Here is a 25874-nt window from a genome sequence, read left to right on the forward strand (position 1 = left end):
TGAAATACAAAACGCCCGATGATGTTCATCAGGCGTTTTACAGACAAAAAACTGTCAACCTATATCAGGACTAGTCAATGAGTCATCAGGATCGTCAGGGATCACCGGCTCAGTCAGGATCCTTTTTCAGGATCAATAGTCACGCTGAACAGACATATGCGCCAGTGACTCAAGGGCCTGACGCCATGGCGTCTGTGGCAGTACCTGTAAAGCAGCAATCGCTTTATCGGCTTCTGCTTCGGCACGCTGGCGGGTCCATTCCAGCGAACCGCACTGCTGCATCGTTGCCTGAACCTCTTCTAACAGGTGACGGCCATTACCCTGTTCAATTGCCTGACGGATCATCGCGGACTGTTCGGCATTCCCGTGCTTCATCGCATGTAGCAGGGGCAGGGTGGGTTTACCTTCACTCAGGTCATCACCGACATTTTTACCCAGCGCAGCATTATCCGCGCTGTAATCCAGCAGATCATCAATCAGCTGAAATGCGGTCCCGATATAGCGCCCGTAGTCGCGCAGTGCCTGTTCCTGCGCATCCGTAGCCTCCGCGAGGATAGCAGACGTCTGTGCAGCCGCTTCAAATAACCGGGCCGTTTTACTGTAGATAACCCGCATATAGCTCTCTTCAGTAATATCCGGATCGTTACAGTTCATCAGCTGCAGCACTTCACCTTCTGAAATGACATTCACCGCTTCAGACATTAAGGCGAGGATCTTCAGGGATCCCAGCGAGGTCATCATCTGAAAGGCGCGGGTGTAGATAAAATCCCCGACCAGTACACTGGCGGCATTACCGAAGGCTGCATTAGCGGTGGCTTTGCCACGGCGCATATCGGATTCATCGACCACATCATCGTGAAGCAATGTCGCAGTATGGATAAATTCGATCAGCGCGGCATTAAGAATATGTTGATCATTCTGATAGCCAAGTGCCCGCGCAGACAGTACCGCAATCATCGGACGAATACGTTTACCACCACCGCTGACAATGTAATGACCTAACTGACTGATAAGCGCGACATCGGAGTCAAGCTGGTCAAGAATAGTCTGATTGACGGCCGCCATATCTGCGGAAGTAAGTTCTGTAATTTGTTCTAAGTTCATACGTCTGTTCAGTTTTGACCCGGTTTTAGCCCTTACAGGGCTTTTTAAACAAGAGTGCTCAGATAGCGTCATCGGTCTGTATCTGAATAAATTTCTCTGTCGGCAGTCGTGGCAGTCTCAGGCAGGATGAACACTGCGCCAGTGAACCACTGATGACACCCATTGTACTTGAAAATCGGTTACAGGAAACACCCGGCTGTGCCCTGTGTTTTTTTTCTGCAATACAGCGCAAAGTAGGCTTGTCTTCTGTCGGATATTTGCGTAGAATTCGCGCCCTATTGTGAATATTTATAGCGCCGCCTGATTTTATCATAAGGGCTAGCGCAGAAGCGGAGTTTATATGTACGCGGTTTTCCAAAGTGGTGGTAAACAACACCGAGTAAGCGAAGGTCAGACCGTTCGCCTGGAAAAGCTTGACATCGCAACCGGTGAAACTATCGAGTTTGACCAGGTTCTGATGATTGCAAACGGCGAAGAAGTTACCATTGGTGCGCCACTGGTTTCTGGTGGTGTTATCAAAGCTGAAGTCGTTGCTCACGGTCGTGGCGAGAAAATTAAGATTGTTAAGTTTCGTCGTCGTAAACACCACCGTAAGCAGCAGGGTCACCGTCAGTGGTTCACTGATGTGAAGATCACTGGCATCAGCGCTTAATAGGAGATTTGACAAATGGCTCATAAAAAGGCTGGCGGCTCCACACGTAACGGTCGCGATTCCAATGCAAAACGTCTGGGCGTAAAACGTTTCGGCGGTGAAACTGTACTGGCTGGTAGCATCATCGTTCGTCAGCGCGGAACTAAGTTCCACGCAGGCGCTAACGTAGGTTGTGGTCGTGACCACACCCTGTTTGCTACTGCAAACGGTCAGATTAAATTCGAAGTTAAAGGTCCTGATAACCGTAAATACGTAAGCATCGTTGCTGAGTAATTATGGCAAGACCCTGACAGTCTGATGACCGTCTGACACAACGAATTAAAGCCCCGCAGCTTTTGCGGGGCTTTTTACATTCTGCTGTCATGAACGCAGAAAGCCCGCGTTTTTCAGCAGAATGCTGTACACTTGACAGAAACCTACAGAATACTGATATCACTGGTTTGAATACCGGTATTATCCGCCGCCGGTCAGCTGAGTCGACCCTGGCGGGCCCGTCTGGCAGGCTGTTGACCTGACAGGCGCAAGAGTGACGGAGAAGAAAGATGAAGTTTGTTGATGAAGCGACAATCCTGGTCGTTGCCGGTGACGGCGGTAATGGTTGCGTCAGCTTCCGCCGGGAAAAATACATTCCTAAAGGTGGCCCTGATGGCGGCGATGGCGGAGACGGCGGTGACGTCTGGCTGCTGGCCGATGAGAACCTTAACACCCTGATTGATTATCGCTTTGAAAAAGCCTTCCGCGCTGAGCGTGGCCAGAATGGCCAGAGCCGTGACTGTACCGGTAAGCGTGGTAAAGATGTCATCATCAAAGTCCCGGTCGGTACCCGTATTATCGACCAGGATACCGGGGAAACCATGGGCGATATGACCCGTCACGAACAGCGTCTGATGGTCGCTAAAGGTGGCTGGCATGGCCTGGGTAACACCCGCTTCAAATCCTCCGTTAACCGTACACCTCGTCAGAAAACGATGGGGACACCGGGTGAAAAACGTGACCTGCAGCTGGAGCTGATGCTGTTGGCCGATGTCGGGATGCTGGGCCTGCCGAATGCCGGTAAATCGACCTTCATCCGTTCGGTCTCTGCGGCGAAGCCGAAAGTGGCCGATTACCCGTTCACCACCCTGGTACCGAGCCTGGGCGTGGTACGTATGGATCACGAGCAGAGCTTTGTCGTGGCAGATATCCCGGGCCTGATCGAAGGGGCTGCCGATGGTGCCGGATTAGGGATCCGCTTCCTGAAGCACCTGGAGCGTTGCCGTGTGCTGCTGCACCTGATCGACATCGCGCCTATCGATGAATCCGATCCGGTAGAGAATGCCCGTATCATCCTCGGCGAGCTGGAAAAATACAGCGATAAACTGTACAGCAAGCCGCGCTGGCTGGTTTTCAATAAAACTGACCTGCTGGATAAAGAAGAGGCTGAAAGCCGCGCTAAAGCAATTGCAGACGCCCTGGGCTGGGACGATAAATATTATCTGATCTCTGCTGCCAGCCGTGACGGTGTGAATGCCCTGTGCTGGGATGTCATGAGCTTTATTAAAGCCAACCCGAAAGAGGCTGAGCTTGAAGAGAAGCAACCCGAGAAAGTGGAATTCATGTGGGATGACTATCACCGTGAAGCCCTGGAAAGCGGCGCGCAGGAAGTTGAAGAAGATGATGAAGACTGGGATGACTGGGACGAAGATGATGATGAAGGGGTAGAGATCATCTATCAGCGTTGATCTTCAACGATCGTCAGTTTTCTCAGGATCATAAAGCCGGGTTATCCCGGCTTTTTTATGTCTGCGATTTAGCCCTGAACGGAGACGGTGAGTCGGGCGGTACAGCATAACTTTGCCCGATCGTTACGGATCTCTGTCTGCCAGACCTGTAATTGTCCGCCGATATGCAGCGGAAAGCACTTCGCGTGTACCCACCCCTGAGAGACCGCCCGGTGATGGCTGGCGTTCACTTCGATGCCGACCACACTCTGCCCGGCCTGAGTCGCCATGTAGCCAGCGACCGACCCCATGGATTCGGCCAGCACGACAGACGCCCCGCCATGCAGCAACCCGAAGGGCTGACGGGTGCGCTCATCGACCGGCATGCTGGCCTCCAGATGCTGTTCGCCTATCAGAGTAAAGACGATGCCCAAATGGCTGACCAGGTTTCCCTGGCCCAGCGCATTCAGTTCATCCAGCGTACAGACCCGCTTCCAGAGTTCGGCCATCCTTCAGCTCCCCAGGGTTGCGCCGCCATCCACCACAATATCCTGCAGGACCACGTGGCTTGCACGGTCAGAGGCCAGGAACAGGATAGTATCGGCAATCTCCTGCGGCTTTGCGATCTTCTTCAGCGGAATACCCAGCTTAAACTGCTCCGGGAAGCCCTCAATCGTCTGCTGCTCTGCCTGTGGTGTTTTCCAGAGGCTGCGTTGCATTTCGGTATCGGTGGAGCCAGGCGAAACGATATTACAGCGAACCCCGTACGGGGCCATTTCCAGACCGACCGTCAGGCACAGGCTACGCAATGCGGCTTTCGACGCGCCGTAAGCCGACATTCCCAGACGCGGGGCATGCGCGGCATTAGAGGCCACGGTGACAATCGCGCCGTGCTGCTGCCGGCGGAAGTGTGGCAGGGTTTGGCTGAACAGATTAAATGCACCGCCGGCATTCACGTTCAGGCACTGTTGCCAGTCTTCAAAGCTTAGTTCATCGGTGGCACCGATACGCAGGATCCCGGCGGCATTGACCAGCACATCCAGTTGTGGCTGGCGGGAAAGCAACGCCTGGCAGACCTCTTTGACCTGAACGGGATCAGCGACATCCAGTCTCTGGCAGCGAAACGGGTAGGCCTGCTCACCAAACTTAAGATCAAATGCGGTGACAATGGCCCCGGCCTGATGAAAAGCTAACGCGGTGTGATAACCGATCCCCTGGCCTGCGCCGGTCACCCACACATGTTTAGCGTGAAAGTCCTGCTGAACGGTCATGGTGTTTCACCCTGTGACAGAAGTGCCCACCAGCCATCGATAGAGGCATTTTTGGCGAGGGCCACAAAATCAATCTCCGGGAGGGCCTGACGCCAGCGGCCCGCCAGCGCCATCATGCGCACGGAGTCCAGCCCGTAGTCGATCAGGTTTTCATCATCCTCCGGAATGTCATCATCTTCCAGCAGCGGTAACACTAACGCGCGCAGCGCCGCTTTACTTTCCGGCAGGATCAGCAGGTCTTCACAGCGGACAACTTTACCGCAGCGGCCGGCAGTATATTTTAGTGCCATCATATGTTCTTCACGGGTGAAATCGGCCAGCGCATCGGCCACCATAAAGGGCTTAATATCGCGCATAAAGGCATCCGTGGCGGTGGTCAGGCAGCCGATATGGGCGTACACCCCGGTAATGATCAACTGGTCACGGCCCATTTCCTGTAACTGCTGCTCCAGCGGTGAACGCTGAAACGCACTGTACCGCCATTTGGTCAGCACAATGTCATCCGCCTCCGGCGTCAATCCGTCAACCACCTGCTGCTGTTCCGGATGACGGTTCAGCCCGGGACCCCACATATCGTTCAGTAGTGCACGATCTTTATCACTCTGCTCTGTGGGCTGTGCGGTATAAAACACCGGAATCCCCAGTGCTTTGCATTGTGTCCGCAGACGGGCGATATTCGCGATCACTTCCCTGACCAGCGAACTGTCTTCCTCCCAGAAGCGGAGAAAATAATTTTGCATATCATGAATAAGCAGGGCTGCCCGCCCGGGTTCAAAGGCCCATTTCACCTTATTATCAGGAAGTTCATCTGCTGTCGGCAGGCGATAAGATTCAGGTTGAGGGATACTCATAAGGACTCCATTTGCCGGGTCTGAACCCGGACTACTTTTGTTGTTCTGTCAGCCATTGACGTAAGGCTTTCTTATCCACTTTACCCACCGGGGTTAACGGCAGGCTATCCTGCTGAATGACCCGGTCAGGTAACTTAAATTCGGCGATGCCTTGTTCACGTAAGTGACGGCGAAGATGAGCAGGCTTAACAGGCTGGCTGACCACGATAAACGCACAGCTTTTTTCGCCCATCAGCTCATCTTCCATCGAAACCAGTGCCGCATGAATAATGTCCGGATGACGTTGCAGCAGGTTTTCTATCTCTTCGGCGGCAATTTTTTCTCCGCCACGGTTTATCTGATCTTTCTCGCGGCCCTCCACCCGAACGTTACCCTCCGCGGTGATGGCGATAAGATCTCCGGAGGCGTAGAACCCTTCTTCATCAAAGCAGGTCGCGTTATGGCCGGGATTACGATAATACCCACGGAACGTGTAAGGACCGCGGGTCATCAGGCGACCGGTGGTTCCCGCAGGGACAGGGCGGTTATGCTCATCAACCACGCGAATTTCATCATCTTCAGAGATGGGGCGCCCCTGGGTAGTGGTGATCACGTCTATCGGGTCATCCGGACGGGTGTAGTTCACCAGGCCTTCGGCCATGCCGAACACCTGCTGTAACTGACAGCCAATCTCTGAGAGCACCCGTCTGGCCAGCGACTCGCTCAGTCGTGCCCCGCCGACCTGCAGCAGGGTCAGGGAAGCGAGCTCGCGGGCATGACCGTTCTCTTTTATCGCCTGCAGCCACAGACTGACTGCCGGCGGGACCAGCGCGGTGACGGTGATCCGGTGGCGGGCAATCAGCGGGAAACAGAGGGTTGCGCTCGGATCACGTGCCATGACCACCCGCCCCCCGGCATAGAATACCCCCAGGCAACCGGGGGAACTCATCGGGTAATTATGAGCAACAGGCAGCGCACAAAGGTAACGGGTATCGCGGGTAAAGCCGCAGATATCCACGCTGCCGCGAATGCTGTAGTAATAATCGTTATGTGTTCTGGGGATCAGCTTTGGCGTCCCGGTACTGCCGCCGGAGAGCTGGAAAAAAGCGACCTCATCGGCTGCCGACGGGTCAGGTGTAAAACCGGCCACCGGGGTGTTGTACAAGCCGGAAAGGCTGAGGTCACCCGGGGTCGCGTTATGCATGACGACGGTGTTAAGTGACGGGATCTGCGCTGCAAATGTCTGCAGAAACTGGTCATCGGTAAACAGGCTGTGCTGACGGTCACCAATAAACAGGGCTGGCTCTGTCTGGCTGGCATAGGAAAGCAATTCACTTTTCTGATGGCTGAACAAGGCGTTGACCGGAGCGACCCCCAGCTTCAGTAAGGCGAAGAACACCAGATAGAATTCAGCACCGTTCCCCAGTTGTACCAGAGCGGTATCGCCCGGTTGCAGACCACGTTGTTGCAGTTGCGCGGCCAGCTGATCACTGAGGTTATCCAGTTGCTGATAAGTCAGCGTTCTTTCTCCGTCAATAATAGCGATGGACGGATTATCTTTCTGTCGCCCGCAGATATCACTGAGAGGCTTATCTATCCAATAGCCTTTACGACGATAGCGTTCTGCCAGGTCGTCCGGCCAGCGGGTATAAGGGAGCGTCATACAATTACCTTTCTGTTCTTTCAAGGCCGAAGGCGCGCAGCATCGTATTCAGTTTGATGCCGGTTTCCCGCCATTCGGAATAGGGATCGGAGGCAGGAATGATCCCTGCGCCGGCGAACAGGGTGACCGTTTTCTCTTTCACCGTGGCACAGCGGATGGTCACCACCCACTCACCGTTACCCTGATCGTCACACCAGCCCACCATGCCGCCGAACAGTTGCCGGTTAAAAGGCTCCAGCGTTTTTATCAGATCCAGAGCCTGCCGGTGAGGATAGCCACTCAGTGCCGGCGTCGGGTGCAGCAGAGCCGCCAGCGACAAGGCTGATGTGTGAGGATGATGCAGGGTTCCCCGGATATCGGTCGCCAGATGCCAGAGGGTGGATGTGGTCAGCAGATGCGGGACGTCCGGTACCGAGAGGGTCTGACTGACCGGTTGCAGTGTTCTGCGCATATCATCCGTGACCAGCTGATGTTCACGGCGGTCCTTTTCCGAGTTCATCAGTTCCCAGCCCCGCAACGAATCTTCTGCCGGATCCGTTGAGCGTCCGGCAGACCCGGCTAACGGACAGGAATAAAAGTTTTCACCTTCTTTTCTGAGCAGTAACTCCGGGCTGGCACCGAGCAGGGTGGCTCCGCAGGACAACGGCAGGTGGAAGTGGTAGTTATCCGGGTTCTGACGCACAATCTGTGTCATCAGTCCGGTCATATCGATAGCATCACGACTGCAAATTTCCTGCAGGCGGGATAACACCACTTTATCTGCCTCACCGCGTTTCATCGCCTCAATGGCCCGGGACACCATCGTCATAAACGCCGGCTGATCCGGAATCAGACGGGAGCCCGTAACCTCTCCGCCGGAGAAGGCCGGGAATGTCTTCGCTGCCCTCACCAGCTGATCGCGGTCAATGAAACGGCAGCTTTCAGGAATAAAGAGTTCTGAAGGCTGACCGGGATCAAAAGGGATTGCACCGGCAATGACAGGATGCCGGATACCGGCAAGACGGGCTTCGCGAAAAGCCGTCTCTGCCTGCGCGGAAAACTGTGCACCCGACAGGTCATTGCCGATAACAGGGGATGTCAGACGTCTGAAACAGCCATCGGTTAACAGGCTTTTCCAGCGGGAGGTAAACAGGAAACGGTCTGACAGGGAAGGAAAATCATACACAGAGGGATTTTCAAACTGTTCCATTTCTACCATAATCTAATCCTGGAATGATAAGATAATTAATAATGATTATCATTTGTATTATTCGTGTAAGCTAACCGGATCCCCGGATTGTGTCAATGGGATCGTCATTTGCAGAGGAAAATTCGCGAGCTATGCGACAGTTAATTTCCGGCAGGACCAGAAAAATCACATTAAAATCAACAATTCCGGGTTTCCTGTTGTGGGGGGCGTTACTCATACTGTTGACCGGCTTTCATGCCGTTGCCGGCGACGGGTGGCCACGGCAGGTCCACAGTGAAACCGGGACTGTGACGCTTCAGCAGCCTCCGCAACGGATAGTCTCTACCAGCGTGACCCTGACCGGCGCCTTGCTGGCGATCGATGCGCCGGTGATCGCCAGTGGTGCCGCAGCCCCGGGAGGGCGCTTTACGGATGCGGAAGGCTTTTTGCGTCAGTGGGGAGATATCGCCCGGCAGCGGCAGGTGAAACGCCTCTATATCGGGGAGCCTGACGCCGAAAGTATTGCCGGCATGGTACCGGACCTCATTGTGGTCAGTGCGACAGGCAATGACAGTGCTCTTCGTCTGGTGAGTCAGTTGCAGGCGATCGCACCGGTGCTGGTGGTCAATTATGACGATAAAAGCTGGCAACAGGTGATGACACTGCTCGGGCAGGCTACCGGACATGACGCGCTGGCGGCGAAGCGGGTGGCGGAGTTCGATCAGCGGGTAGCCCATTTGAAACCGCGGCTGAAATTACCGCCACAACCGGTCTCCGCAATGATCTGGAACGGTGGTGGTCGCGAAGTGAATCTCTGGACAGCGGCTTCCGCGCAGGGGGAGCTGTTGCAGGCCCTTGGATTTACGCTGGCGACGCCCCCGGCTGAGGTGAAAGGCAATACCAGTATGGGCCACCGTAAAGACATTATTCAGCTGTCTGGAGAAAATGTCGCCAGCGGGCTGAACGGGAAAAGCTGGTTGCTCTTCGCCGCCGGCGGGAACACCGTACCGGATGTCCTGAGCGATCGTTTCCTGTCACAGTCAGCGGCGGTGCGGGACAAACAGGTTTATGCGCTGGGCAATGATAATTTCCGTCTGGATTATTACAGTGCCAGCCATCTGCTGGATACGTTGCAGACGTTATTCACTCACTGAGTTATCCGGGCCACCGCTTTCCTGCCGGTGCCCGGGGTAATGGCGGGGGTTCCCGCCGTGTAAGGTCCGGAATGTTATGCGTCAATCCTGCTTACTGATCTTTCTGCTGGGGGTCCTGCTGTTACTGGTCATGCTCAGCCTGAGTACCGGGGCCCGGCCGGTGCCTGTCCGCGAGAGCTGGCAGGCCCTTTTTTCTCCTGAGTCCTGCCTGTCGCAGAACTGTACCCTTATCCGTTATGCCCGGTTACCGCGAACCCTTGCCGGTATTGCGGCCGGGGCTTCACTGGGGCTGGCCGGTGCATTGTTGCAGACACTGACACGTAACCCCCTGGCCGATACCGGGATCCTGGGCATAAATTCAGGGGCATCTTTTGCGATTGTTCTGGGAATTGCCTTTGCCGGGGCAGATACGCCACTGGCCTGGCTCGGGTTCGCCTTTGCGGGCGCATTGATTGCGTTGCTGATTATCGCTCTGACCGGCGCCGCGGCAGGGGGAAATATTAATCCGCTCCGTCTTACCCTGGCAGGAGTGGCGCTGGCCGCGGTACTGGAGGGAATGACAAACGGTCTGTCACTGATGAACCCGGATATCTATGATCACCTTCGCTTCTGGCTCAGCGGTTCGCTCGATATTCGTCAGTTTACGTCATTACTGATCCTCAGCCCGGCGATGATTGCCGGAGGGGTGCTGGCGCTGTTGCTGGCTCGCGCGCTGAATAATCTCAGTATGGGCGGGGAGGTGGCGGTGACGCTCGGTACCCGTGTGGTACGCACGCGGATCCTGGGGCTGTTATCGGTCGCCTTACTGGCCGGGGCAGCCACGGCACTCACCGGGCCTATCGCCTTTATTGGCCTGATCGCCCCTCATCTCAGCCGTTTTCTGGCGGGGTCCGATCACCGGCGAATGCTCCCGGTGACGCTGCTGCTGACACCCTGTTTATTACTGATGGCCGATATTGCCGGACGGTTGCTGACGGCCGGCGAGTTGCGGGTTTCCATCGTTACCGGCTTTATTGGCGCGCCGGTACTGATATTCCTTGTCCGCCGCCAGTCGCAGGGATCAATGTCATGAACCGGCAACTCACGGGCGGGATAGTATTAATCGCGGTGCTGATGACGGTCAGTTTTTTCGCCCTGACGCAGGGGGCATTTCCGCTCAGTGCCGGGCAGTTCGGGCAGGTCCTGCTGGGTAAAGCTCCTCAGGCGATGACGCGGGTGGTACTGGACTGGCGTTTACCGCGGGTATGTGCCGCTATGGTAACCGGCGCAGCACTGGCGCTGAGCGGTGCGATCTTCCAGTCACTGTTGCGTAACCCGCTGGGCAGCCCGGATGTGCTTGGCTTTAATACCGGCGCGTTTTCTGCGGTGTTACTGATGATGGTTTTCCTGCCAGGAGACCCCGGATTACTGGCTCTGGCCGCTCTGACCGGGGGCTTACTCACCGCCCTGACGGTGTATTTGTTTGCCTGGCGCAACGGTATTAACACGTTCCGGCTGATCCTGGTCGGTATCGGGATCCGCGCGTTACTGATGTCGCTGAATAGCTGGTTAGTCACCACGACCTCACTGGATACGGCATTATCGGCCGGATTATGGAGTGCCGGGTCCCTGAATGGCGTCAGCTGGCAGAAACTACTGCCGGTGACGGGGATACTGATTCCGGTCGCCGTGCTGGCAGGACTGATGGCACGCAGGATGCGTCTGCTGGAGATGGGCGATGAGATGGCTGTCGCGCTGGGCGTTCCCGCCGAACGCAGTCGGATGATTTTACTGATACTGGGCGTTATCCTGACGGCGGTGTGTACTGCCTTAATCGGGCCGGTGTCCTTTATTGCGCTGGTGGCACCGCAGATTGCGGCCCGCTTTACCTCCGGACGTCGCGATTCGCTGGCCCTCAGTATGCTGTGTGGTGCCGCCCTGATGCTGACCGCGGATTATCTGGCGACTCATCTGTTTGGTGTTTATCAGTTACCGGTGGGGGTCGTCACTGTCTGCCTGGGGGGCATCTACTTAATGAGTTTACTGATCCGGGAGACGCGCTATCGATGAATAAACTCACTTCCCCGCTGGCAGGCGAACACCTGACGGTGGGATATGACAAAAAAATAATTATCCGTGATCTGTCGGTCGCGATACCGCCCGGAGAAATTACGGTGATCATCGGGCCGAATGCCTGCGGAAAGTCGACGCTGCTGAAAACACTGAGCCGGCTGATCACACCGGTGGCAGGGAAGGTGTTGCTGAACGGTAAAGATATCAAAACGTATCCGACCAAAGAGACGGCCCGCCACTTAGGATTACTGCCTCAGTCACCGACGGCACCCGCCGGCATCACGGTTCGCGAGCTGGTTTTCCGCGGACGTTATCCGTACCAGACATTGTTTAACCGGCCAGATGCGCAGGACCAGGAGGCCGTAACGCGTGCGATGCAGGCGACCCGTGTCGATCATCTGGCCTGCCAGGCGGTCGATACCCTTTCCGGCGGACAGCGTCAGCGGGTATGGATTGCGATGGTGCTGGCTCAGGAAACACCGTTGTTACTTCTGGATGAACCGACGACCTGGCTGGATATCACCCATCAGATCGAGCTGATGGAACTGATGCACGACCTGAACCGCCAGCATGGCAGAACGCTGGTGGTGGTCTTGCATGAGCTTAATCATGCCTGCCGTTATGCGACTCATCTGATAGCGATGCGTGACGGGCAGATAGTGGCGCAGGGTAAACCGTCGGAGATTGTGACCCCGGCACTGATCGAACAGGTCTATGGTCTGAACGCGATGATTATCAGCGACCCGGTCGCAGGAACCCCGATGGTGATCCCCCTCGGAAGAGAGTGAACGTGACGCCGGCGGTCTTTACAGATCCCCGCCGACGTCACAGAACCGCTAGCGCAGGGCCGCTGACAATAGTCTGTCGAGTTCCGGCCCTATCTGTGCAAATACCTCTTCCGCAAATATTTCTGCGTGTGCACACTGGATGGGGATAATTTCCGTCCGGGCGATGTAGGGCGCCCAGCATGGGCCGGCTTCCATCCCCGGCTGTCGGGTTTTTTCCGCGACAAACAGCGTGGCTTTCCCGCCGAAACGGGCGCTGGTGGCCGTCCCCAGCAGCCTGACCGCACTGGCATAGTTAGCGCTGATGGTATCAAACATTACCGACATATCTTCGCCGGCCTGGTTCCGCTGGCTGGCCATAAAGGCTTCCCGCTCCCGGTCCACTTCGGCCAGCACGGCCGGGTCCGGCAGATTTTCACCCTGCCGCTGATCCCAGCGTTGTGTTTCCGGTGGCCAGGTATCGAGTAACCCGAGGAATGCCACCTCTTCACCGGCAGCCTCCAGGCGTGCCGCGATCCCTTGCGCCAGTGTTCCCCCGAGGGAGTAGCCGGTGAGGTAGTAGGGGCCGTGGGGCTGATGCTCACGCAGTCGCTGCAGATGGTCATCACAGAGTTCATTAATGTCGCGGCTGCGGTTGAGGATCCCGTCGGCAGAAGGTGACTGGATCCCGGTGACTGACCAGCGCGGGTCCAGATAACGTCGCAGCACACTGAACTGCCAGGCAAAGCCGGAGGCCGGATGGAAGCAGAACAATGTCGGGCCGGTACTCTGACGCAGTGGCAGCAGAGGTTCATAACCGGCACGGCGGGCTGCATCCTCTGAGGGTTCACTGAGCAGAGCCGCCAGTTTCTCCACACTCGGGGCCACCATAATCTGACCGACCGTGACCGGACGTTGCAGCCTCTGACGCAACCGGGCAGCAAGGCGCATGGCCAGCAGAGAATGGCCGCCCAGCGCAAAGAAATCATCGCCGGCAGAGACACTGTCGCAGTTCAGCAGTGCAGCGAACTCTGTCGCCAGCTCGCTTTCCACTCCGGGGGAAGGGGCACGCTGAACCGTATCCCGATGTACCGAGGGCAGAGGCAGGGCTTTACGATCCAGCTTGCCGTTAGGGCTCAGCGGAAAGGCATCGACCTGCATAATCGCCACCGGTACCATCGGCGGTGGCAGGCAAGCTTGCAGGGCCGTCAGTAGCTGCCCGCTGTTTACCGGCTCCGGGCTGATTACATAGGCGATCAGCTGACGAGAGTCTTCCCATCCTTCGCTATGCGAGCCTAAGGTTCTTGCCAGCGTTACCGCCTGATGGATGCCTGGTAACTGTTGCAGCTGATGATCGATTTCTGTCAGTTCAATACGCTGACCGCGGATTTTCAGTTGGTCATCATTACGGCCCAGATATTCGATGGCACCGTTTTCCAGACGACGTACCACATCCCCGGTCCGGTACATCCGCTCACCCCCGCCTCCGGGCAACGCCACAAAGCGGGAGGCGGTCAGCCCCGGTCGGCCCAGATAGCCTTTCGCCAGCTGTATCCCACTGAGCCACAGCTCCCCGGCCACACCGGCAGGCAGAGATCGGAAACGGTTATCGAGGACATGTAACCCGGTGTTCCAGACCGGATAACCGATCGGCACACTGTTACCGGTGACGGCGGCTAATGCCGGGCCGAAGGCCGGATAACTGCTGACATCCACCGCGGCTTCTGTCGGTCCATAGAGATTATGCAGAGGCGCACCACAGGCAGACTCCCACTGACGAGCCAGTGCGGTCGGCAGGGCCTCACCGCTGCAAAATACCCGTTGTAACTGCTTTCCGACGCGACGTGCGCTGTCAGCGCAGAGGGCTGAGACAAAGGCAGATAACATCGACGGAACAAAATGCACGGTGGTGATGCGGTAATCGAGCATCAGCTGCAGCAGAACATCCGGTTCACGGTGGGCCTCCGGAGGCGCCATCATCAGGCTGGCCCCGGTGATCAGTGGCCAGAAAAACTCCCAGACCGAAACATCAAAGCTGGCCGGCGTTTTCTGTAACACCACATCCTCTGTCGTGAGCGGATAACTGTCCTGCATCCACAGTAAGCGGTTAACGATGGCCTGATGCCCGACCAGCACCCCTTTCGGGCGACCGGTCGATCCCGAGGTATAGATCAGGTAGGCACCGTCCTGCGGGGCGGGCGGCTCAAACGAGTTATCCGGGGCCGGTTCCGGTAGCAGCGACTGATAATAACAGGCCGGGACGGTACTGAGCTGGCGGAAACGCTCAGCCAGTTCATGGCCGGTGATCAGTAAGGCCGGAGCGGCATCTTCCAGCATAAATTGCAGACGTTCATCCGGATACCCGGTATCCAGAGGCAGCCAGACGGCACCGACGCAGACGATCGCCTGCAATGCCAGCGACAGGAAAACGGAGCGGGGCAGAGCCACCGCCACAATATCCCCGCGCCTGACTCCGGCATCCTTCAACTGTTGGGCCAGAGCGAGTACCTGCTGGTGCATCTCCCGGTAGGTTAATGTGTGATGAATATCTGCCAGCGCCACGGCTTCCGGGGTACGCCGGGCCTGCTGGCTGAGCAGGCTGAATAGTGTTTCCGGTGCTAACGGAACCTGTGTATGGTTGAGTTTATTGATCTGCCGGGTCTCATCTTCCGTCAGCAGCCCGGCATCGCCGCACTTCAGTCCGGGGGTTTCCCCGAAACGGGCCGCCAGCAGTGGCAGACGTTGCAGATAGCCTGCCAGTTGCTGCGGCGTATAACGTTCGGCGTTAGCCAGCAGTTCGATGGTCAGATCCCCGTCCTCGCCGGGATAGAGCGCAATTTCAAGATCACGGACCGGCCCCGACGCCAGATGTTCTGTTTCTGCGATCACGCCGTCGAAATCCAGACGGTAGTCAAACATTTTAACGTTGATCACTGGCCCATACAGGGGATGGTGATCGGCATTCAGCCCGGCATCCCGCATAATCTGTTCAGCATTGAAACGCTGATGCCGGCGATTTTTTTTGATTTCCGCGGCCAGCCGGGACGCCAGCGCCGGCAGGGTCAGATCCGGATCATAATCGACGGTCATCGGTAACACATTAATGACCGGGCCGGTAGCACACAGAGCGGCTGAACCCAGACGGCGCATAAAGATAAATCCGGCGCTGAACGGCTGCTGTCCTGTCAGCCGGGCCAGCCACAGTGAGACCAGGGCGATAGCACCATCGGTCAGCGTTAACCCGTGGGCGGTAAACTGTTCCGTCAGGGGCTGTAATCCGGCGACCGGCAGTTGCAGTTGCTGACGTATCAGCCGGACCCCCGGGACCTGCCCGGCGAGCGCCTGTTCCGACAACGTCACCGGGGACGGCAGTGAGGCCAGTTTTTCCTGCCAGTACCGGCTGTCACGCTGCCACGCGGAGGACTGCTGGTAGTGCAGGTATTCGTCGACGACCGCTGAAAACGGTGTAAACGGGGACGAGGCTGCCGGGGTTTGCTGCATCCTTGCGGTATAAATTCCGGCGATATGGCGGGTGAGTGCCGCGAAACTAAAACCATCCACGGCAATATGATGATAACGCTGGTACCAGAGCCAGTGAGTATCACCAATCTGCAATAACAGATGCCGGTACAGGGGCTCTGCGGAGGTAATACGCAAGTCGCTGTCGAGATCACGACGTATATAGTCTTCAGCGGCTGACCGGGGGTCGGCTTCCTGCCGTAAATCATAATATTCGGGGACGATGACCGGCAGCGGACCGGGAATTTGTACGGCTTCACCGTCCTGCTCTTCATAGCGCATCCGGAGCGTATCGGCGCCGGCCATAGCGCTGATAATGGCAGCACTCAGCACCGGCTGAGAAATTTCGCCGGGAATATCGATCAGGTGGGCAACGGCGTAGGCATTGCGGTGAGGAGAAAGCTGATCGGCCAGCCAGATCCCTGGCTGAGCCGCCACCAGCGGTAACGCATTCTGTTTATCAGTCATGGGAGTTTTCCCGGGCAGTGAGTGGCGCGGGACGAAGCGTGTCCCCGTTATCGTCCAGCCAGAGCAGGCACTGTTCCAGCGTGTCCGGGCCCGCGACCAGCTCCCAGCCTGCCGGGATTTCCATCAGGCCGGGCCACACGCTGTACTGCTGCTGATGGTTTTTTAAAACGCAGGTCGTTGCCTCTGGTTGATCAAAGGGATGCAGATGATTCACGTCAGGCTCCTTATTATTCGCTTGCAGGAAAGGGGGATAGGGCACCGGGGCCGAGCAACGCCTGTAATCCGCTCAGCAACCCTCCGCGCCAGCACAACGCATCGTGTCCGCCCTCAACCTCTGTCAGGGTTGCCTCAATATTCCGGCGTTGTAATGCATGGAAAAGCTCATTACCCGCCTGATAAACCACCGGTTCACGGCGGCCCGCTTCGAGATAGATTTTTCGCGGGTCAGCGGAGAAATGGCCTTCGTCCAGTTCGCGGGTCAGAACTCCCCGCGAACCTCCCCGTTGCGGCCACCAGAATGACCCGGACAGGCTGATGGCGTTGCCGAAAACGTCCGGCCAGTTAAGCGTGGCATAGACCGCGGCAAGACCACCGAAACTCTCTCCGGCAACCAGGGTACGGGCGGCATCATGCTGCCAGCCGGTCTGCCGGGAAATCAGCGGTAAAAGCTCCTGCTGCACCGCTAACCAGAAATCCTCATTGCAGGGCAGTTCATGGCTGCGGTGCTGGCGATCGATGGTATCTATCATGACGTAGATAGCTGGCGGCAGTTTTTGCCTGTCGGTCAGGGATTGCAGCGGGGCTGCTATCGGCATTTGCTCAGCCCAGAACTGCCCGTCGAGCAGTAATACCAGCGGGCGGTCCGGGGCTTCAGTCTGGCCTGTCTCGCAGAGCCAGAGAGGGCGTTGATTATTCAGTCGCTGACTGTGCCACTGTAAGCGGCTGATGTTCAGGGGTAAGGCGTGCCCCTGATCCAGCGGAGCCCAGTCGGCCTGGCACGGAGCTTCCGGCATATGCAGCGGAGACACTGACATTCCCCGTCCACCCTGCCAGGGGCGCAGCGGATTCAGCGGATCATGGCCGGCGATGGCAAACTTTTCACGCCACCAATCCTTGCGCTGACTAAGGTCGGTTAACCTCTCCGGCGATTCGGCAGACGTATCCGGGATCAGGCAATAGCTTCCGCGCCAGTCGGCCGGCAGTTCGGTCTGCCAGTACCAGACATCACTGCCGGGGACCCGTTGTAAGGAGCGGGGAGGTGCCGGCTGATGATGGTCGGTAATGCCGGTGATATTAATCCAGACATGCTGAAAGGCTGACGTTTCCTCAGTGCCCTGCGGGTCCCGCCATAGAAAGGTGACCCGGCAGAGCGAATTTTCCAACCGCTCAATAAAGGGTAATCCTCGTTGCTGTTGTTGTTGCCACCAGGCATCAGTTCCGGGAGAGACAAACCATTCAGGGATCACCATCAACACCGTGTTCAGTTCAATAAAGGGTAATAGTATTGATAATACTATTGATAATTATTTCCATTTGCAATACTCTGTTTCACCGCCTGCCGTTGTCGTATTGATCAACTGCTCATTGCCTCTGAACCTTCTTCAGGCGCACAGACCGCAAGCCGTTGTCCGTCAGACTGCAGCTAAAAAACAGTGTAAAAACAGTGGCTCAATAACAGGATCCTCGCCATCACATTCTCTGTGGCAGAGGACCAGGATCCTCATAATGAAAAAATTATCCCGACTTTCAACTGCGATTTGTCTTGAACTGGGCGCCAGCGCCTTCTTTATTTCTTTTCAGGTGATGGCAGCAGAGACAGCCTCTGTGACAACGCCCCCGGCCAGCCAGCAGCAAACCAGCGGCAAGGCGGAAGACAGTACGACGCAGGCAGAGAGCGGCACACTTCTTGTGACCGCCAGACAACAAAATTTACAGGCACCCGGGGTGTCGACCATTACGTCGGATGAAATCCGTAAACATCCGCCAGCCCGCGACGTTTCCGAAATTATCCGTACTATGCCGGGCGTCAACCTGACCGGAAACTCCACCAGTGGTCAGCGCGGAAATAACCGGCAGATCGATATCCGCGGGATGGGCCCGGAAAATACCCTGATCCTGATCGACGGTAAGCCGGTGTCCAGCCGTAACTCCATCCGTTTCGGCTGGCGGGGTGAGCGTGATACCCGCGGGGATACTAACTGGGTCCCGCCGGAGATGATCGAGCGTATCGAAGTGATCCGCGGTCCTGCCGCAGTCCGTTACGGTAATGGGGCGATGGGCGGGGTGGTTAATATCATCACTAAACAGGCGACCAGTCAGTGGCATGGTTCCTGGAACACTTACCTGAATGCGCCGCAGCATAAAGCGGAAGGCTCGACCAAACGCACCAACTTCAGTCTGATGGGCCCGGTGACTGACAGCCTGACACTCAGTATCTGGGGGAACCTGGATAAGACGCAGGCAGATGCGTATGACATCAATAAAGATCACGCGGCGGAGCGAACCGGTTCTTATGCCGGCAGCTACCCGGCCGGCCGGGAAGGTGTGATCAATAAAGATCTGCACGGTAAGCTGAACTGGGAGTTTGCCCATAACCAGCACCTGGAATTTGAAGCAGGCACCAGCCGGCAGGGGAACCTGTATGCCGGTGATACGCAGAATACCAATACCTCGGCCTACGTGAAGTCTAAATACGGTGACGAAACCAACCGTATTTACCGTCAGAACTATGCGCTGACATGGACCGGGGTCTGGGATAACGGCGTCAGCACCAATACTTACGCCCAGTACGAAAGAACCCGTAACTCCAGGATCACCGAAGGCCTTGCCGGCGGTACCGAGGGTATCTTTAATACTAACGCCGGGTTCTCGGATATCGATTTAAGCGATGTCCTGTTACACAGCGAAGTCAGTATCCCGTTTACGGCGCTGGTTAACCAGAACCTGACGCTGGGGACGGAGTGGAATCAGCAAAAAATGAAGGACGGGGTGTCCACCAGTCAGGCACTGACCGGCACCAATACCGGGGGCGCCATCGATGGCACAGATACCGGCACACGTAATCCCTATACCAGTGCGCAGATCTTCTCCCTGTTTGCCGAAGACAACATGGACCTTACCGACAGTACCGTCCTGACGCCGGCATTACGTTTTGATCATCATTCCATTTCCGGCACTAACTGGAGTCCGTCGCTCAACCTGTCACAGAATCTGACCGACAATATTACCCTGAAAATGGGCATCGGACGGGCCTATAAAGCCCCTAACCTGTACCAGACTGATCCAAACTATATTCTGTACAGTAAAGGACAGGGATGCTATGGCTCCTCGGCGTCGGGTTGTTACCTGATGGGCAACGATAACCTGAAAGCTGAGACCAGTATCAACAAAGAAATTGGTCTGGAATATAAAGATGATTCCGGCCTGCAGGCCGGTGTGACCTGGTTCCGTAATGACTACCGCAATAAAATCGAAGCCGGCTATAGCCCGCTCAGTACCAACAGTTCGGGCACCCGTATTTATCAGTGGGAGAATGTCCCGAAAGCGGTGGTCGAAGGACTGGAAGGCACGTTGAATATCCCGGTTACCGACACGGTGAGCTGGAATAACAACATGACCTGGATGCTGCAGAGTAAGAACAAAACGACCGGTGATCGCTTATCGATCATTCCGCAGTTTACGCTGAACTCCGGCGTCAGTTGGCAGGCACGTGATGATTTATCTCTGCAGACCACGCTGACCTGGTATGGCCGTCAGAAACCAAAACGTCTGGATTACCAGGGGAATGTCGTGAGCTATCCGGATACCCGTGAGGTGAGTCCGTACAGCATTATCGGGGCCAGTGCGACCTGGGATGCGACCAAAAATGTCAGCCTGACGGCCGGGATTGATAACCTGTTTGATAAGCGTCACTTCCGTGAAGGTAACTCCCAGTCCACCGGAACGATCAACGGGGCAGGGGTCAGCAGTTATCTCTACGGTGCGGGTGCTAATACCTATAATGAATCAGGCAGAACCTTCTATATGAGTCTGAATACTCACTTCTGATCCTGTTCTGATAATGCATCACCCATAAAAAAGCCGCTTTCATCACTGAAAGCGGCTTTTTCTTTGCCCGTCAGTATTGCTGATATAAATCGCGATACAGACGGCTTTCAAACCGTACCAGCGGGGCACGGCGGGTTCGCTGGTCCTGAGGCGGGACCGCGTAACCGGAAAGATACTGCACAAAGGCGACCCGGGTACCGCTGGCGGTAGTCAGGAATCCGGCCAGGTTGTAAACCCCCTGCAGTGAACCGGTTTTCGCAGACAGCTTACCGTCGACACCGGCTTCATGCAGCCCGCCACGATACTGCAGTGTGCCGTCATGGCCGGACAGGGGCAGCATACTGATAAAGTCCAGTGTGCTGTCATTCTTGCCGATATATTGCAGCGCCTGCATCATCGTCGCCGGAGACACCAGGTCATGACGTGATAATCCTGAGCCATCCATCTGCACGGTATTACCTAAATCAATGCCCGCTTTTTCTCTCAGAATGCGTCTGACCGCATCCGAACCGGCACGGTACGTCCCCGGGACATTGAAATAGTGGTGGCCGATGGTACGGAAAATGGTATCCGCGTACATGTTATCGGACACTTTCAGCATATGATGCAGAAGATCGTGCAGAGGTGCCGAGTCATGGCTGGCCAGCAGCGTCGCCGGAGGTGTCGGCTGTGTGCGGCGCAGCAGATGGCCGGAATAGTCGATATCTGCCTGGTGTAATTCATCACGCAGGATCTCACCGGCCCAGGCCGCGCCGTTCTGCACGGCAAACGCTAACGGCAGCGGGTCAGCCCGTTTACGCAGACATCCGGTCAGGGTGTAGCGGTTCAGTTCGCCCGGTACCACATCCAGCTCGCAATACTGGCCTTCACCGGAGTCAGGGGCAATCGTGCGTACTTCGCTGAACATATGCGCAGGATAATAAGACGCGATACGGATATACGCATTTTTGCCCGGGGTATCGGCGCTGTACAGCGCGACCGAGAAGCAGTTTTTATCGATGATCGCGGCGCCCGGCGGGGCATCGAAGCATTGAGTCAGGTCATTCCAGGGCCAGCCCGGAGCAGCATCATGGCTGGCAAACACCGAAGTATCGATCACCAGGTTGCCATCGATATGGGTAATGCCCTGTTTTTTCAGACTACTGACCATGGCCCGCAGATCCTGGCGGGTAAAACTCGGGTCGCCGGCAAACCGGGCCACCAGGTCCCCTTGTAATGTTCCGTTACTGATTTTCCCGGAGGTTTCAAACGTGGTTTGAAATCTGAAATCTTTGCCGAGCTCCAGTAACGCGCTCAGCGCCGTAAAAATTTTCATGGTACTGGCTGGCAGAGCCATTTGCTCACCATGATAGTTGACCAAAGGTTCCTGCGAGCCGACTTTTTCTGCCAGAAATGCCAGACTGGTTCCGGTCGGCAAATATTGTGTATATTGCTCTACAGGAATAGCCGCCTGGGCCTGCAGAGTAAAAGCGAGAGTCAATCCTGATATAAGTCGTAAAAATCGCATAATCTCGGGCTAAGTAACGGAGGAAGTCGCAATACTACGTCCCCTTATAGGGCAAAGTAAACGATGACCCATAGGGAACTCCGGGGTAAAATACGTATCAAAATGAAAAACTGATCCTTGTCTGTGGTGGATATTGCCCCGGACAGGGTTGTTTTATTCCTAAATTAACGCGTTGCAGAACGTTGTTTTCTGCAGTCATCAGTCAGGATGACACTTCTACACATAAGAGAATGAGGAGTTTAAGATGAGTCAGGTTCCTATGACGCTGCGTGGGGCTGAGAAACTGCGTAAAGAACTGGAAGAACTAAAAACAGTTAAACGTCCGCGGATCATTGCCTCAATCGCGGAAGCCCGTGAACACGGGGATTTAAAAGAAAATGCCGAATATCATGCCGCCCGTGAAGAGCAGGGATTTTGTGAAGGACGCATTCAGGAAATCGAAGCGAAATTATCGAACGCACAGATCATCGATGTGACCAAAATGCCGGCCACAGGACGGGTCATTTTTGGTTCCACAGTCACCGTTTATAACACCGCGACCGATGAAGAATCGACTTACCGTATCGTGGGTGATGATGAAGCGGATTTTAAGCAAAATCTGATTTCTGTAAATTCACCGATGGCACGTGGTTTGATTGCAAAACAGGCAGATGATGTTGCCATTATCAAAACGCCGGGCGGGGATGTGGAATATGAGATCCTGCGGGTGGAATACCTGTAATCTCTTGCTACGCTTAAATAACTCCCGATGATTCCTTCAGGCATCTCAGGCAGTCATTGCCGTGAAATCTGAGCGTTAAAGCGACACCGGTACCCCGGGCGTGGTAACATAAGCCGTTCTTCAGGAATGTAAAGAACAGAAAAGGCCGCGGTGCGGCCTTTTCACCCACACCGGAGCGTGGCAATTTCTTTGGCGCCGGAATCAGCGCGGCAGAGAAATTTTGTTTTCTTTAGAACGGCGATACAGCACCAGTATTTTGCCGATAACCTGAACTTCACAGGCTTTGGTCTCACGGACGATTGCGCTAACAATTAAATTTTTGGTTTCGCGATCTTCGCCGGCAATTTTCACCTTGATAAGCTCATGGTGTTCCAGTGCATTTTCGATTTCCGCCAGAACACCTTCAGTCAGGCCGTTGTTACCTAACATGACAACCGGTTTCAGGGGATGGGCCAGACCTTTGAGGTGCTGTTTTTGTTTGGTGCTTAGATTCATCGTATTATTTACTTACTCAGGGATTGAAAACGGGTCATTCTACCGCCATCTCTGGGTTATCGCCAAATCAACGCGACATTTACGTGATGTTTTATCGCGAGGATGTGGAATTAGTTGGAAAAATTATGACCGGTAAGAAGCGTTCAGCCAGTTCAAGTCGCTGGCTTCAGGAACACTTTAGCGATAAGTATGTGCAACAGGCACAAAAAAAAGGGTTGCGCTCGCGCGCCTGGTTTAAACTTGATGAAATTCAGCAGGGTGACAAATTATTTAAACCCGGCATGACAATCGTCGATCTGGGGGCAGCTCCCGGCGGCTGGTCCCAATATGCAGTACAGCAAATCGGATCGAAAGGACGCATTATTGCTTGCGACCTGCTACCGATGGACCCTATTGTAGGAGTTGACTTCCTTCAGGGGGATTTCCGTGATGAAGCTGTCCTTGCGGCATTGCTTGAACGGGTCGGTGATAATAAAGTTCAGGTCGTCATGTCTGATATGGCACCGAATATGAGTGGTACCCCGGCGGTGGATATTCCACGTTCGATGTATCTGGTAGAACTGGCGTTAGATATGTGTCGGGATATTCTGGCGCCGGGTGGTAGTTTTGTAGTGAAAGTGTTTCAGGGAGATGGCTTCGAAGAATACCTGCGGGAAATTCGCTCCCTGTTTACGAAAGTGAAAATTCGGAAGCCTGACGCTTCACGTTCACGTTCACGTGAAGTGTACATTGTAGCGACTGGGCGCAAACTATAGTACCCTACGCTGTCTGTTAACATCGTTGTAATATGAGGTTAATCCCTTGAGTGACATGGCGAAAAACCTGATTCTCTGGCTAGTCATCGCGGTCGTACTGATGTCGGTATTCCAGAGCTTTGGGCCCAGCGAGTCGAATGGCCGGCGGGTTGATTATTCAACTTTCCTGTCGGAAGTGAACCAGGATCAGGTCCGCGAGGCACGTATTAACGGGCGTGAAATTAACGTTATCAAAAAGGACAGTGGTAAATATACGACTTATATCCCTGTCAACGATCCCAAGTTGCTCGACAACCTGCTGACTAAAAATGTGAAAGTTGTCGGTGAGCCACCGGAAGAGCCAAGTCTGCTGACTTCAATCTTTATCTCCTGGTTCCCGATGCTGTTGCTGATAGGCGTGTGGATCTTCTTTATGCGCCAGATGCAGGGCGGTGGCGGTAAAGGCGCAATGTCTTTCGGTAAAAGTAAAGCGCGCATGCTGACCGAAGACCAGATCAAAACGACGTTTGCTGATGTTGCCGGGTGTGATGAGGCAAAAGAAGAAGTCAGTGAACTGGTTGAGTATCTGCGTGAACCCAGCCGTTTCCAGAAATTAGGCGGAAAGATCCCTAAAGGTGTACTGATGGTAGGCCCTCCGGGGACCGGTAAAACCCTGCTGGCAAAAGCGATTGCAGGTGAAGCCAAAGTACCTTTCTTTACTATTTCCGGTTCAGATTTCGTCGAAATGTTCGTGGGTGTGGGTGCATCCCGTGTCCGTGATATGTTCGAACAGGCGAAGAAAGCCGCACCTTGTATCATCTTTATCGATGAGATCGATGCCGTAGGCCGTCAGCGCGGTGCAGGTCTGGGTGGCGGGCACGATGAACGTGAACAAACTCTGAACCAGATGCTGGTTGAGATGGATGGTTTTGAAGGTAACGAAGGTATCATCGTTATTGCCGCGACTAACCGTCCGGATGTTCTTGACCCTGCGTTACTGCGTCCGGGACGCTTTGACCGTCAGGTGGTTGTCGGTTTACCGGATGTCCGTGGCCGTGAGCAGATCCTGAAAGTCCATATGCGTCGCGTTCCTCTGGCAACAGATATCGATGCTGCGATCATCGCCCGTGGAACTCCGGGCTTCTCCGGGGCAGACCTGGCGAACCTGGTCAACGAAGCTGCACTGTTTGCCGCCCGTGGCAACAAACGTGTCGTCTCCATGGTTGAGTTTGAGAAAGCGAAAGACAAAATCATGATGGGTGCGGAACGTCGCTCAATGGTTATGACCGAAGCTCAGAAAGAGTCCACGGCTTACCATGAAGCGGGCCATGCGATTATTGGTCGTCTGGTGCCGGAACACGATCCGGTACACAAAGTGACCATTATTCCGCGCGGACGCGCACTGGGTGTGACCTTCTTCCTGCCGGAAGGCGATGCTATCAGTGCCAGCCGTCAGAAACTCGAAAGTCAGATTTCCACGCTGTACGGTGGTCGTCTGGCAGAAGAGATTATCTATGGTGCTGAACGTGTTTCGACCGGTGCGTCTAACGATATTAAAGTGGCCACCAACCTGGCACGTAACATGGTAACGCAATGGGGCTTCTCAGAAAAACTGGGTCCACTGCTGTACGCGGAAGAAGAAGGTGAAGTCTTCCTCGGCCGTTCAGTCGCCAAAGCGAAACACATGTCAGATGAGACAGCACGTATTATCGACCAGGAAGTGAAACATCTGATCGACAGCAACTATGATCGTGCACGTACGCTACTGAATGAGAACATGGATATCCTCCATGCCATGAAAGATGCGCTGATGAAGTACGAAACCATAGATGCCCCTCAGATCGATGATTTGATGGCCCGTCGTGATGTTCGTCCGCCAGCCGGTTGGGAAGAGCCGAAAAACAACGGTTCTTCGTCCGACGGTAACAGCGGTACGCCTGCACCTCAGCCTCCGCGTCCGGTTGATGAACCGCGCACTGAGAACCCAGGTAATACAATGTGTGAATCATTCGATAAATAAGATGA

The 25874-nt window shown here is 55.3% G+C and carries 22 protein-coding genes; 11 read left to right on the plus strand and 11 right to left on the minus strand.

Annotated elements, in window-relative coordinates:
* Nucleotides 1–132 precede the first annotated feature (132 nt).
* Complete coding sequence (gene ispB / locus JK223_RS13195) at nucleotides 133–1104, minus strand: octaprenyl diphosphate synthase (RefSeq protein WP_212714641.1); 972 nt, start codon at nucleotides 1102–1104, stop codon at nucleotides 133–135.
* Nucleotides 1105–1444: 340 nt separating this feature from the next.
* Between ispB and rplU the strand changes: the two genes are divergently transcribed.
* The 3 genes from rplU to cgtA all read left to right on the plus strand — a co-directional run bounded on the left by rplU (nucleotide 1445) and on the right by cgtA (nucleotide 3477).
* Nucleotides 1445–1756, plus strand: coding sequence for a 50S ribosomal protein L21 (gene rplU, locus JK223_RS13200; RefSeq protein WP_025903839.1), 312 nt, complete (start codon nucleotides 1445–1447; stop codon nucleotides 1754–1756).
* A 15-nt stretch (nucleotides 1757–1771) separates the two neighbouring features.
* Complete coding sequence (rpmA, locus tag JK223_RS13205) at nucleotides 1772–2029, plus strand: 50S ribosomal protein L27 (protein ID WP_025903840.1); 258 nt, start codon at nucleotides 1772–1774, stop codon at nucleotides 2027–2029.
* Between the two features lie 269 nt (nucleotides 2030–2298).
* On the plus strand, nucleotides 2299–3477 hold the full coding sequence (gene cgtA, locus JK223_RS13210) for an Obg family GTPase CgtA (RefSeq protein WP_025903842.1): 1179 nt from the start codon (nucleotides 2299–2301) through the stop codon (nucleotides 3475–3477).
* A 68-nt stretch (nucleotides 3478–3545) separates the two neighbouring features.
* Here the strand turns inward: cgtA and JK223_RS13215 are convergent, their stop codons facing one another.
* Genes JK223_RS13215 through JK223_RS13235 form a run of 5 tightly spaced genes read right to left on the minus strand, consistent with a single transcriptional unit; the run spans nucleotide 3546 to nucleotide 8418 of the window.
* The gene (locus JK223_RS13215) at nucleotides 3546–3965 is read right to left on the minus strand and encodes a hotdog fold thioesterase (RefSeq protein WP_029989717.1); all 420 of its coding nucleotides are present in this window, start codon (nucleotides 3963–3965) and stop codon (nucleotides 3546–3548) included.
* 3 nt (nucleotides 3966–3968) lie between these two features.
* Nucleotides 3969–4727 (minus strand): 2,3-dihydro-2,3-dihydroxybenzoate dehydrogenase, encoded by a 759-nt coding sequence (dhbA, locus tag JK223_RS13220; protein ID WP_212714642.1) that lies wholly within the window; start codon nucleotides 4725–4727, stop codon nucleotides 3969–3971.
* On the minus strand, nucleotides 4724–5578 hold the full coding sequence (locus JK223_RS13225; protein WP_212714643.1) for an isochorismatase family protein: 855 nt from the start codon (nucleotides 5576–5578) through the stop codon (nucleotides 4724–4726). Before JK223_RS13225 ends, dhbA begins: the two co-directional genes overlap by 4 nt.
* Before the next feature lie 31 nt (nucleotides 5579–5609).
* Nucleotides 5610–7220 carry a (2,3-dihydroxybenzoyl)adenylate synthase gene (locus tag JK223_RS13230; protein WP_212714644.1) on the minus strand — a complete coding sequence of 537 codons (1611 nt, stop codon included), beginning with the start codon at nucleotides 7218–7220 and terminating at the stop codon, nucleotides 5610–5612.
* 4 nt (nucleotides 7221–7224) lie between these two features.
* Entirely contained in the window at nucleotides 7225–8418 is a 1194-nt protein-coding gene (locus JK223_RS13235; protein ID WP_212714645.1) for an isochorismate synthase, read from the minus strand.
* Nucleotides 8419–8540: 122 nt separating this feature from the next.
* Here JK223_RS13235 and fepB point away from each other — a divergent pair, with 122 nt between their 5' ends.
* From fepB to JK223_RS13255, 4 genes are all read left to right on the plus strand, one after another.
* Complete coding sequence (gene fepB, locus JK223_RS13240) at nucleotides 8541–9542, plus strand: Fe2+-enterobactin ABC transporter substrate-binding protein (RefSeq protein WP_212714646.1); 1002 nt, start codon at nucleotides 8541–8543, stop codon at nucleotides 9540–9542.
* Nucleotides 9543–9618: 76 nt separating this feature from the next.
* The gene (fepD, locus tag JK223_RS13245) at nucleotides 9619–10614 is read left to right on the plus strand and encodes a Fe(3+)-siderophore ABC transporter permease (protein WP_212714647.1); all 996 of its coding nucleotides are present in this window, start codon (nucleotides 9619–9621) and stop codon (nucleotides 10612–10614) included.
* Nucleotides 10611–11591 (plus strand): iron-enterobactin ABC transporter permease, encoded by a 981-nt coding sequence (fepG, locus tag JK223_RS13250; protein ID WP_212714648.1) that lies wholly within the window; start codon nucleotides 10611–10613, stop codon nucleotides 11589–11591. The genes fepD and fepG overlap by 4 nt, the downstream gene beginning before the upstream one ends.
* Complete coding sequence (locus tag JK223_RS13255) at nucleotides 11588–12382, plus strand: ABC transporter ATP-binding protein (protein WP_212714649.1); 795 nt, start codon at nucleotides 11588–11590, stop codon at nucleotides 12380–12382. Before fepG ends, JK223_RS13255 begins: the two co-directional genes overlap by 4 nt.
* 48 nt (nucleotides 12383–12430) lie before the next feature.
* Here the strand turns inward: JK223_RS13255 and JK223_RS13260 are convergent, their stop codons facing one another.
* From JK223_RS13260 to fes, 3 genes are read right to left on the minus strand one after another with little or no spacing between them, the layout of a single operon-like run.
* Complete coding sequence (locus JK223_RS13260; RefSeq protein ID WP_212714650.1) at nucleotides 12431–16345, minus strand: enterobactin synthase subunit F; 3915 nt, start codon at nucleotides 16343–16345, stop codon at nucleotides 12431–12433.
* The gene (locus tag JK223_RS13265; RefSeq protein WP_212714651.1) at nucleotides 16338–16559 is read right to left on the minus strand and encodes an MbtH family NRPS accessory protein; all 222 of its coding nucleotides are present in this window, start codon (nucleotides 16557–16559) and stop codon (nucleotides 16338–16340) included. Before JK223_RS13265 ends, JK223_RS13260 begins: the two co-directional genes overlap by 8 nt.
* Nucleotides 16560–16572: 13 nt before the next feature.
* Nucleotides 16573–17814 carry an enterochelin esterase gene (gene fes, locus JK223_RS13270; RefSeq protein WP_212714652.1) on the minus strand — a complete coding sequence of 414 codons (1242 nt, stop codon included), beginning with the start codon at nucleotides 17812–17814 and terminating at the stop codon, nucleotides 16573–16575.
* A gap of 256 nt (nucleotides 17815–18070) precedes the next feature.
* Here fes and JK223_RS13275 point away from each other — a divergent pair, with 256 nt between their 5' ends.
* Nucleotides 18071–20392, plus strand: coding sequence for a TonB-dependent siderophore receptor (locus JK223_RS13275; protein ID WP_212714653.1), 2322 nt, complete (start codon nucleotides 18071–18073; stop codon nucleotides 20390–20392).
* Between the two features lie 70 nt (nucleotides 20393–20462).
* On the opposite strand, the gene dacB is transcribed toward JK223_RS13275, so the two are convergent.
* Nucleotides 20463–21899 (minus strand): serine-type D-Ala-D-Ala carboxypeptidase, encoded by a 1437-nt coding sequence (gene dacB, locus JK223_RS13280; protein ID WP_212714654.1) that lies wholly within the window; start codon nucleotides 21897–21899, stop codon nucleotides 20463–20465.
* Nucleotides 21900–22143: 244 nt separating this feature from the next.
* Here dacB and greA point away from each other — a divergent pair, with 244 nt between their 5' ends.
* The gene (gene greA / locus JK223_RS13285; protein ID WP_212714655.1) at nucleotides 22144–22620 is read left to right on the plus strand and encodes a transcription elongation factor GreA; all 477 of its coding nucleotides are present in this window, start codon (nucleotides 22144–22146) and stop codon (nucleotides 22618–22620) included.
* Between the two features lie 201 nt (nucleotides 22621–22821).
* Here greA and yhbY read toward each other — a convergent pair whose 3' ends face one another.
* Complete coding sequence (gene yhbY / locus JK223_RS13290; protein WP_212714656.1) at nucleotides 22822–23115, minus strand: ribosome assembly RNA-binding protein YhbY; 294 nt, start codon at nucleotides 23113–23115, stop codon at nucleotides 22822–22824.
* A 125-nt stretch (nucleotides 23116–23240) separates the two neighbouring features.
* On the opposite strand from yhbY, the gene rlmE reads away from it, so the two are divergent.
* Entirely contained in the window at nucleotides 23241–23870 is a 630-nt protein-coding gene (gene rlmE, locus JK223_RS13295; protein WP_025903859.1) for a 23S rRNA (uridine(2552)-2'-O)-methyltransferase RlmE, read from the plus strand.
* Nucleotides 23871–23925: 55 nt separating this feature from the next.
* Entirely contained in the window at nucleotides 23926–25869 is a 1944-nt protein-coding gene (gene ftsH, locus JK223_RS13300; protein WP_212714657.1) for an ATP-dependent zinc metalloprotease FtsH, read from the plus strand.
* Nucleotides 25870–25874 lie beyond the last annotated feature (5 nt).

It is taken from the genome of Tatumella sp. JGM118, assembly GCF_018257515.1.
Lineage (GTDB): Bacteria > Pseudomonadota > Gammaproteobacteria > Enterobacterales > Enterobacteriaceae > Tatumella > Tatumella terrea.